Source organism: Microcystis sp. M109S1 (genome assembly GCF_020247025.1).
In the GTDB taxonomy this organism is placed as follows: Bacteria; Cyanobacteriota; Cyanobacteriia; order Cyanobacteriales; family Microcystaceae; genus Microcystis.
In genome coordinates this window covers 1-9970 of sequence record NZ_JADBRW010000201.1, presented here as the reverse complement: position 1 = coordinate 9970, position 9970 = coordinate 1, and the positions used below count along the sequence as shown (strand labels likewise).

Sequence of the window (9970 nt, the reverse complement as noted above, 5' to 3'; positions counted from 1 at the left end):
GTTAAGAAAACTGAAGGCGAGAACTTACAAAGACTTAATAGAAGGGATTGAATCGGCTATGTTACAAGTTACTCAAAAAGATATTCGCAATTGGTTTACTCACTGTTGCTACTGTACCTCATAAGTTAGAGAATTGCTATATATCGGTGATCCGAAGTAAAAGCCGTTTAGCTTAACCTATCGGTGAAACCGTAGATTTTCTATCCGAATGCTTCGCCCGTACTTTTTCAGCAGACCCTAATTAGGGCTTTCTGAGCAGCATTTTGGGCGGGCCTATCGGCCGAACCCAGATCACTTCCCCTCACCACCCCCGCCGAGATGAACGACTTATTTCTTTAATTTCTGTAATTTTCGGCTTTCACGGGGAAAACTAAAATTAAAATAGAGGGGAGTGCCTTAAAATTGCTGTTTTGACGTATAATCACCTCAATAAAATTTAGAAGCTCCTAGAGTTGATAGTTTTAAACATTTCTGAGAGGAAAATGTATTTATTATGAGTTCAATTATTGAAATCGGCGACCAAAAAATTAACCAGTCACAGGTCTTGCCTCTTTTGGCAAAATATGGTATGTTACCCCAGTTAATCCGGGAAGTAATTATCGAGCAAGCGATCGCCAATATTACCTGCAATCCCGAAGAAAGAAACGCCGCCTATTCCCGTTTCTATCAAAATAATCAAATTGCCAACGATGAACAAATGAAATCCTGGTTACAACAAAACGGGATGGATTCCGAGCAACTAGAATATCTAATTCTTCGGGACATTAAATTGGAAAAATTTAAACAGGAGACTTGGGATAACAAAGTAGAATCCTACTTCTTGCAAGTCAAAAATCAATTGGATAAGGTGGTTTATTCCCTGATTCGGACAAAAAATATCGGCATTGCCCAGGAAATATTTTTCCGGATACAGGATCGAGAAAATACCTTCGCTGAACTAGCTAAAAAATACTCCCAAGGAGCAGAAGCGGAAACCGGAGGACTAATCGGACCGGTGGAACTGAGCGCCCCCCATCCCCAGATCGGGCAAATTCTCAAGGCAAGTAAACCGGGACAACTGTGGCCACCGACGCAAGTGGGAGAATGGGTCGTGATTGTCCGACTGGAAAAATATTTATCCTGTGAACTGGATCCTCCCACCCGTCAACGCTTACGCAATGATTTATTCCAACAATGGTTAACGGCTCAAATACAAACAGTGAAATTTATCTCCGAATCAAACCCAGTCAATAGCGAGCAGGTATCGATTATATAGCATTTCCTTGCAACACTGGGTAAACCTAGTCTTTTCGCCTAATTATTTGCCAACCTAGTCAATTTTCGCCTAGCCAATGAGTTATACCACTTTAGATTTTACCGCCTTTCTGGAGACCGTACAGCCCTTCGATCGCCTGCCCGTCGAGGTTAGACGTTCCCTCGGCCAGAAATTACAACCCTTTCGCTATGAGATGGGCAATGCGATCCTCAAGTGCGATCGCTTACCCTCCCACCTCGTCTTTCTCTACGAGGGAGAGGCCAGACTTTTGGGTTACGATGCTAGGGTTAACAATCCGCTGCCGGTCACTTTGGCTAAATTACAGCCGGGGGATTTATTCGGGTGGATCAGTCTTCTGCGCGCTACCCCCTGTGAAACGGTGATCGCTTCTTCGGAAGTCACGATCTGTTTAACCTTAAAACAAGAGGATTTTTGGTCTTTAATCAAAAATTACCCGGAATTTAAGCAATATTTCTTTAAAGAAACCTCGATCGCTGAAGTTTATGCTCTCCTAGGCTCCTATCTTAATCAACAGGCCTGGGGTGGGGGAGACCTGAAAGAAATTGCTCAGGCTCTTTTAAACAAAGCTTGTGTGTCCTACAACCAGATTAACGATGATTATCTCTGGTTAGTCAGCGAAAATACCGATAATTATCCTATCGGCACAGTTATCACCCAGAACAATCCGACTAACACGCGCTTATTAGGTCTTTCCTCCGATCTCGCGGAGCGAGCGCGTTGCGACCAGTTAGATGAATTCTTGACAGTTGAAACCGAAGCGGCTGCGGAAACAGAAACGGATGATATCCTAGAAACCCAAGTGATCAAGGGAAATAAACCCACCCAGGTATTAGATATCCCCCAAGGAAGAATCAGCGACATCACCAGCGATATAGACCTTGAAAAAACTGTCGAGAAAAACCGCAAATCCTATGCTTTTTTCGGGGGAAAAACGGAACTAGAGGCGGTGAGTGCCTGTTTTCAGATGCTCTGCAAATATTTTAATATCCCCTTTCGCAAGGACGTGATCCAACGCATCCTAGGGGATCAACTGCAAAGAACCGGCAGCCTTTCCCTGCCCCTGTGTGGGGCTGTGGCCGAGGTAGTGGGACTCCATAGCCAATTAGTACCCCTAAATGCTTCTTCCTTGCCCAATATCAACCCTCCTGCCCTAATTCGCTGGCAAGACAGCATCGTTATCCTCTACGAAATTAATCAACGGGAAACCACGATCGCTGTTCCCAAAAGGGGGATAATTAAACGCAAAACCAGCGAATTTCTGGAATCTTGGGGCGAAAAAGGGGAAGTGATTCTGCTCAAACCCACCAAACACACCCAGCAACAGCGTTTTGGCCTATCATGGTTTTGGCCTTCTGTCAAGAAACATAAACGAGTCTTAATAGAAGTTTTTATCGCTTCTTTCTTCGTGCAGTTATTTGCCCTGGCCAATCCCTTGATGATTCAGGTGATCATCGATAAAGTGATCGTGCAGAATAGCCCGGAAACCTTGAATACCCTCGGGGTTTTCCTGTTAGTAATTGCCGTTTTTGAGGGAATTTTAACCTTTTTGAGAACTTCCCTTTTTGTCGATACCACTAACCGCATCGACATGACCCTCGGTTCAGAAATTATCGATCACCTGCTGCGCTTACCCCTGAAATACTTTGAACGGCGGCCTGTGGGTGAAATTTCGACAAGAATCAACGAATTAGAGAATATTCGGCAATTTTTAACGGGTACAGCCCTAACGGTGGTGTTAGATGCCATTTTCTCGGTTATCTACATCGTGGTTATGTTGATCTATAGCCCGATCCTAACCTTCTGGGCCCTGGGAGTCGTGCCGATTTTAGTTCTCTCCACAGCTATTTTCGCACCGATCGTGCGGCGACAACTGCGCGCAAAAGCCGAACGAAACGCCGAAACCCAATCCTATCTGGTGGAGGTAATGACGGGAATTCAAACGGTGAAAGCACAGAATATCGAATTGCGTTCCCGTTGGCAGTGGCAAGAACGTTATGCGCGCTATGTGGCCGAAGGTTTTCAAACGGTAATGACCTCAACTTTGGCCGGTTCCTTTAGTCACTTCTTTAACCAATTATCGGGTTTATTAGTGCTTTGGGTGGGAGCAGCCCTAGTTTTAGACGGACAACTCACTCTTGGTCAATTAATCGCCTTCCGGATTATCGCTTCCTACGTTACCTCGCCGATTCTGCGTTTGACCCAACTCTGGCAAAACTTCCAAGAAACCGGCTTATCCCTGGAAAGATTAGCCGATATCGTCGATACTCCCCAAGAAGCGGAACTCGATCGCCAAAACATCCCCATGCCCTTAATTAAAGGCACTGTCACCTACGAAAACCTCGCTTTCCGCTTCAATCCCCACGGACCTCTGCAACTATACAACGTCAACTTAGAATTCCCCGCCGGTACTTTTGTCGCTTTGGTGGGAGAAAGTGGTGCTGGGAAAAGTACCATCACTAAACTATTAGCCCGTCTCTACGAACCAGAATCGGGACGGATTCTCATCGACGGCTATGATATCAACAAAGTGGAACTCTATTCCCTGCGTCGTCAAATCGGCATGGTTCCCCAAGAAACCCTATTATTTGACGGTACGGTACAGGAAAATATCGCCCTGACTAACCCCGATGCGACTGTGGAGGAAATTGTCTCGGCAGCGAAAACGGCGGCGGCCCACGAATTTATTATGACCCTGCCCAATGGCTATAATACCCGCGTCGGTGAACGGGGGGCATCCCTATCGGGGGGACAACGACAACGGGTTGCGATCGCTCGTTCCGTCCTGCAAAGACCGCAAATTCTCATTCTTGATGAAGCCACCAGCGCCCTCGACTATAACACCGAACGGCAAGTGTGCATCAATCTCAAAGAAGTTTTCAAGGATCATACGGTCTTCTTTATTACCCATCGTTTAGCTTCGATCAAATCCGCCGATATTATTGTCATGATGGATAAAGGGACAGTAGCGGAGGAAGGCACCCACGAGGAATTAATGGCCAAAAAAGGCCTTTACTATACCCTCTATAAACAACAGGATTCGCAAATCTAGTCAGTCAGTCGTCAGTTATCAGTTATCAGTTATCAGTAAACGGTTATCGGTTCACTGATTACTGAAAAAATAAATATAGGAGAATCCCCATGAACGGTAATTCTAACAACGGTCAAAACGGCAACAGCAACGCTAAAAGCGATGAACTGACCCAAGCGGGTAAAAAGGTGGCCACTACCACGAAAAATAAAAGTATTACCCCTTCTTTACCCACTTTCAGCCCACCAGAACAATCGGTGATCCTGAAACAATCGCCCATTTGGTCGCGGACGATTATCTGGACATTAATGAGTGTCACCACTGCCGCTTTAATTTGGTCAGCGCTCGCCAAAATCGAGCAGGTGGTCGGCGCTCAAGGACAACTTAAACCCCAGGGCAAAGTCCAAGAAGTACAAGCACCGGTGAATGGGGTAGTACAGGAAGTTAAAGTTAAAGACGGCGATCGAGTTAACAAAGGTGATGTACTGGTTTTAATGGATTCCAGTGCCTCGCAAGCGCAGTTAGAATCCTTGAGAAAAATTCGCGCCAGTGCCGAGAAGGAAAATCAATTCTATCGTCTGTTAATGGCGCAGGATCTGACACCGGCACAAGTGGAGAGTTCGATCGCTCAATTAAAATTACCGAGTGAAATCGCCGATTTAGCCCGTAATCGTGCCGCTTTAGTGGCGGAAAATCAACTTTATCAAGCACAGGTCAGTGAAGGTGCTTCTAGCTCTGCTTTACAAGGGGATCAATTAGCCCGTTTAGGGGCTGCCCGACGGGAATCCAATTCTCGACAAGCGGCCGCTAGATTGGAAATGGAACAATTAGAAAAACAATTGGCCCAAACCAGGGTACAGTTGGCCGATGCCCGCTCGCAATTAATCAATGATCGCTTCGTCTTAGAAGAAATTAAGACTCGTAATGCCAATTCGATGAAACAGGGCCAAGAAAGCTTGGATATCGAGCGTAATATTCTCAAAGATATTGAACCCTTGGGGGATGAAGGAGCGGTCGCCCGTTATCAGATTAATAAACAAAAACAATCGGTAACTGATCGCCAGAATGAACTGCAGCAGCAAGAGGCTAACGGCGAAATCGATCGAGAAAAACAAGAGAAAGAAGTACAAACCCGCATCGCCGAAATTTCCCGCTTGGAACAGGAAGAAAAGCGTTATTTCCTGTTGATCTCCCAAGCGCAAGAAAAGCTGATTAATACCACGGTAATCACGGAAAAAGATGTGCGCGATAAAATGGCGGACAATTACAAACGGATCGCTGAAATCGATAGTCAGATCAGTCGCATTATCATTGATAACAACAAGCGCATTGCTGAGTTAGATAGTCAAATTAGTCAAGCACAACAGACGATTAAATATCAAAAAATTACCGCCCCGATTGATGGTGTGGTCTTTGATCTCAAGGCGCGGCCCGGGTTTGTTCCCCAACCAAGTCAAGCGGAAGCATTATTAAAACTTGTTCCCGATGGCTGTCCCACCCAGATCAAAGATGCCGCTAAAGGTTGTTTAGTGGCAGAGGTGGATGTGACTAACCAAGACATCGGTTTTGTGCGCGTGGGACAAAAAGCCGATATTCGCATTGATTCCTTTTCTTACAGTGAATACGGCGATATTAAGGGAGAAGTAATCTCGATCGGTTCCGATGCTTTACCTCCCGATGAAAATCACCGTTTTTATCGGTTCCCTGTCCGGGTAAGCTTGAACAGTCAAGAGTTAGTTTTGAAAGATAAATCCACTTTGCCGCTGCAATCGGGGATGTCTGTGAGTGTTAACATCAAAGTCAATGAAAATCGCACCGTTTTGGGACTATTTACCGATATGTTCAATAAACAGGTGGATACTCTCAAACAAGTCCGTTAAGCGAAAAAATTCGGGGGTAGATCCTGCCAACGGCCCGATCCGATCGCACTAATCGCTTCCGAGAGGTTAACTGCACCGGTATAAAGGGCGCGGCCCACGATTACTCCCGTTACTCCTAAAGGTTCCAAAGACAATAAACTCAGTAGGTCCGTCAGGGAACTAATGCCCCCAGAGGCGATCACGGGAATCTCGACAGATTCGGCTAATTCTCGCAAAGCGGCGAGATTAGGGCCAGAAAGGGTGCCATCTCGATGAATATCAGTGTATATAATCGTACTGGCTCCTCTTTTTGCCATATCTTGACCAAGAGCGATCGCCTCTACCTCGGAAGTTTCTAACCAACCCCGGGTGGCTACTTTGCCATCGCGAGCATCAATACCGACAATTATTTGCCCCGGAAAGCTTTGACAAAGTTCGCTGACTAATTCTGGCTTTTCTACGGCTACTGTCCCTAAAATCGCCTTTTCTACCCCGATTTTTAGGAGATTACTCACCGTTTCTAGATCTCGCAGTCCACCCCCCACCTGTACGGGAATGGCAATATCATTAAGAATTGTTTCAATGGTTGACAAATTAACCGATTTACCCTCTTTGGCTCCATCCAAATCAACTAAATGTAATCTGGTTGCCCCCTGATTGACCCATTCTCGCGCCACTATTGCGGGATTATCGTTAAAAACCTGCGATTGTTGGTAATCTCCCTGATAAAGTCGCACACATTTGCCATCGAGAATATCAATAGCGGGGATAACTTCCATGTTTTTCTCAATATCTAACTAAGGAGCGTTTTTCATTATATAGTACCAGCCGTCAGCCTTGAATCAGTGATCAGTGATCAGTGATCAGTGATCAGTTTTGAGTCTGACAGGGGAACAAGACCTCTCAAAGCATTGTCCATAAAGGTTTTGAGGCTCCTCAGTTACAAACAGATACATCGCTTTCAGCCAAAAAGCTAACGAGAGAATCAGGGATTTGGGCGAGCTTACTAGAAATCTTTGTCAACAACGGGGGGTGAGCTGCATCGAACTTTTTCGCTCGAACACCCCAAAAAGCTTGTGCTGTAAGGAGTTCAGCCAGCTTGTCCCCCTGTCAGGTTTTGAGTATTAAGTGAGCAGTATGTATTAAGTGTGCATCATCAAATGGCAGTAACAGTGCTGTCTTTTCACTGATTACTGTTTACTGATCACTGATTACTGATTATCGATTCCTAGGGGAAAAATTCTTCTAGAATGATAAGTACATATACGAGAGGAATTATACTTATGTCTGCTGGGAAGTTTCAAACAGCCGCTTCATTATCCGATCGAGAGCTAGAAATACTCGATTTAGTGGCTAATGGTTTAACTAATCAAGAAATCTCGGAAAAGCTAGAGATTAGCAAGCGTACCGTTGATAATCATATTAGTAATATCTTGACAAAAACAAAAACCGATAATCGGGTGGAATTGGTGCGTTGGGCATTGCATTGGGGTAAAGTTTGTCTTGATGATATTAATTGTTGTATCCTTCCTTCCCCAGTGCCGACCGATGATCAGGTTTCCTAAACTTCTTGGACTTTTTCTTGCGGTTAATATCATCAGTCTGGGGGGATGTAGTGATGCGGGTTTTGTCACCCCTCCCCAACAGCTTTTAGGAAATACTTTAAATACCCCTTCCTCTGAAGATAATCCCCGTTTTAACTACGATGGTCGTTATCTGGTCTTTGCCTCCGATCGCATGGGACAACGAACGATTTATTTATTCGATCGAGTGGCTAATCGTTTAGTTCCCCTGCCGGGGTTAAATCAAGCAAAAACCTATCAAGATCAACCGGATATTAGTGCCGATGGTCGCTATATTGTTTATGTGTCGGAACAGTCCGGTAAACCCGATATATATATTTATGATCGACAAACTCTGCAAGCAAAAAATCTCACCGAAAATATTTTAGGAGAAGTGCGTCGTCCGACGATTAGTGGGAACGGTCGTTTTATTGCTTTTGAAAGTAATCGTTTTGGTCAATGGAATCTGGAAATATTCGATCGAGGTGGCGAAATTTCTCCTTCTTTACCCCCGATCAATTCTTCCCCGTCCCGATAGTATTGGGGGAGAAGGGAGAAGGGTGTGGGGAGACCACTTCGTGCGCGTTGCGGGGGAGATGGGAGAGGAGAATAAATAAAAATAATCTCCTGAATGAAGGAGGGGCCGCTTTTATGGCTGACGGTTATCCCGCATTTCTCACAAACTGAGGAAAGAACCTAATTTGGAAGTTAAAAGTTGAGATTATTTTAAAATAAGAGAAAATTGTAAATTTGCGGCGTAAAAATTTAACCAAATTAGCTAAAAAGTTGCTCACGCACGGAAAAACTTGAGTCAATTAGGAAAATTTTGCAGCCCCGATCTGACGGAATTTTTCAGCAGCCATTTATCCAAATATTTAGTTTAGTTATTTTTCAGACCTTTAGACTTATCCAGTGTCCGAAAGAGCTTGAATTCTCGAATAAGCTTCTGACCAGATATCTTGATAAGGGCAAGAACTAGCAATAGCGATTAAAATTCGTCTCACGCTAATTGTTATCCTGGCTCCCAATTTGAGGAGATTAAGACGAATGGTTCCTACTGTAGCTTTAGCCATAGAGGTTTTAGCTAAACAATGTTGACGAAAAGCCTGCATCAAAACATAAGCCATTGAAGACAACCAGAGTCTGAGTTGATTACTGGCAAAAGTCTGGGCTGAAGTTCGGTCAGCAAATAAATCTAGTTGTTGTTCTTTAAGTCGATTTTCCATCTCTCCCCTCGGACAATATTTATCTGTATAAAGTTTCGAGGGAGGAATTTTAGATGCAGGTAAAGAAGTGACAACATGACGAATTTTTAAGCCCTCACTTCCATAACAAACTTTAGTTACTACTCTCCTTTGACAACTCCATGACTTTTCGGTTCGGTAGCACAGAGAGCTCCCACCAAGTCGAGTTCGGCACTAAAGAAGGAACTTCTTCTAACTCTTCATTCTTCGCCAAAAGGGACTCCATTAATTCAACAACTGGTTCAAGTCTTTGTTCATAATCCTTTTTGGCTTTCTCAATTGTATCTAAAGCTCTCAACTTTAATTGGTTATTAGTTGCCATAGCTATTACATAATCTACTTTTTGCTCATCCTCACAGAATTTCATTATCTCTTCACGACCATAAGCACTATCTGCACGAACTAGGATGTGGGTATCTGGCCAGTTTTCTCGGATTAGACCGATAACTCGCTGTAATTCTTCTAAGGCTCCCTCCGCTGGGTCTACATTAGAAGACCTCAGTTTAGCTACTAATAGGTGATGACCACAGAAAATGTATAAAGGGGCGTAACATACTCCTCGATAATACTTATTGAAGAACGCTCCTTCTTGGTTACCATGGACTTGGTCATCTGTCACATCCAGGTCTAAAATCAGACTTTTTGGCGGTTTTTGATAAGACTGGAAAAAAATATCAACGAAAGCTTTTTCCAGTTTTTCAGGTAAGAGTTCTATTGGGAGCAAGTCAAAGCTGAAGAACAAATAAACTACTTGACAAAAGCATCAATTGGGTATGGGATAGAGAAAAGAGTGGGGAAAAGACAAAAATGACTCCAGAGCAACGGGAGCATCTCACTTATGCAATGAGTATTAATACTTGTAGATGTCAACAACTAGAAAATCTTCAACTTGATCACAAAGAGAAATGAGATTATAATAGTTATAACTGACAATTCAGAATATATCTCGATGGGAGGAATAATTCAATGTTATCAGAAAATGAAAAAAGAATTAAAGAGTT

6 protein-coding genes and 2 pseudogenes are annotated in these 9970 nt (G+C 43.9%); 6 read left to right on the top strand and 2 right to left on the bottom strand.

Going from position 1 to position 9970, the window contains the following annotated elements; all coding sequences use genetic code 11:
- From IM322_RS10095 to IM322_RS10080, 4 genes and pseudogenes are all read left to right on the top strand, one after another.
- A pseudogene (locus IM322_RS10095) lies at positions 1-124 on the top strand (IS630-like element ISMae26 family transposase); the annotation flags it as partial.
- Between the two features lie 369 nt (positions 125-493).
- Positions 494-1255 (top strand): peptidylprolyl isomerase, encoded by a 762-nt coding sequence (locus tag IM322_RS10090; protein WP_287674153.1) that lies wholly within the window; start codon positions 494-496, stop codon positions 1253-1255.
- Positions 1256-1331: 76 nt separating this feature from the next.
- The gene (locus IM322_RS10085) at positions 1332-4325 is read left to right on the top strand and encodes a peptidase domain-containing ABC transporter (RefSeq protein WP_287674151.1); all 2994 of its coding nucleotides are present in this window, start codon (positions 1332-1334) and stop codon (positions 4323-4325) included.
- 89 nt (positions 4326-4414) lie between these two features.
- Positions 4415-6184: a beta-barrel domain-containing protein gene (locus IM322_RS10080; protein WP_287674149.1), complete on the top strand. Its 1770-nt coding sequence runs from the start codon at positions 4415-4417 to the stop codon at positions 6182-6184.
- On the opposite strand, the gene hisA is transcribed toward IM322_RS10080, so the two are convergent.
- Positions 6181-6942 carry a 1-(5-phosphoribosyl)-5-[(5-phosphoribosylamino)methylideneamino]imidazole-4-carboxamide isomerase gene (hisA, locus tag IM322_RS10075; protein ID WP_147073784.1) on the bottom strand — a complete coding sequence of 254 codons (762 nt, stop codon included), beginning with the start codon at positions 6940-6942 and terminating at the stop codon, positions 6181-6183. The two genes, IM322_RS10080 and hisA, sit on opposite strands and share 4 nt — an antisense overlap.
- A 504-nt stretch (positions 6943-7446) precedes the next feature.
- Here hisA and pedR point away from each other — a divergent pair.
- The gene (gene pedR / locus IM322_RS10070) at positions 7447-7728 is read left to right on the top strand and encodes a photosynthetic electron transport-dependent transcriptional regulator PedR (protein ID WP_002754772.1); all 282 of its coding nucleotides are present in this window, start codon (positions 7447-7449) and stop codon (positions 7726-7728) included.
- The gene (locus IM322_RS10065; protein ID WP_287674145.1) at positions 7712-8263 is read left to right on the top strand and encodes a TolB family protein; all 552 of its coding nucleotides are present in this window, start codon (positions 7712-7714) and stop codon (positions 8261-8263) included. The genes pedR and IM322_RS10065 overlap by 17 nt, the downstream gene beginning before the upstream one ends.
- 367 nt (positions 8264-8630) lie before the next feature.
- On the opposite strand, the pseudogene IM322_RS10060 reads toward IM322_RS10065, so the two are convergent.
- Positions 8631-9666, bottom strand: a pseudogene (locus IM322_RS10060) (IS1380 family transposase); the annotation flags it as partial.
- Positions 9667-9970 lie beyond the last annotated feature (304 nt).

Excerpts from the sequence above, each read along its gene's own strand:
- IM322_RS10090 (WP_287674153.1), top strand. The coding sequence starts at position 494 with ATGAGTTCAATTATTGAAATCGGCGACCAAAAAATTAACCAGTCACAG.
- IM322_RS10085 (WP_287674151.1), top strand. The coding sequence starts at position 1,332 with ATGAGTTATACCACTTTAGATTTTACCGCCTTTCTGGAGACCGTACAG.
- IM322_RS10080 (WP_287674149.1), top strand. The coding sequence starts at position 4,415 with ATGAACGGTAATTCTAACAACGGTCAAAACGGCAACAGCAACGCTAAA.
- hisA (WP_147073784.1), bottom strand. The coding sequence starts at position 6,942 with ATGGAAGTTATCCCCGCTATTGATATTCTCGATGGCAAATGTGTGCGA.
- pedR (WP_002754772.1), top strand. The coding sequence starts at position 7,447 with ATGTCTGCTGGGAAGTTTCAAACAGCCGCTTCATTATCCGATCGAGAG.
- IM322_RS10065 (WP_287674145.1), top strand. The coding sequence starts at position 7,712 with ATGATCAGGTTTCCTAAACTTCTTGGACTTTTTCTTGCGGTTAATATC.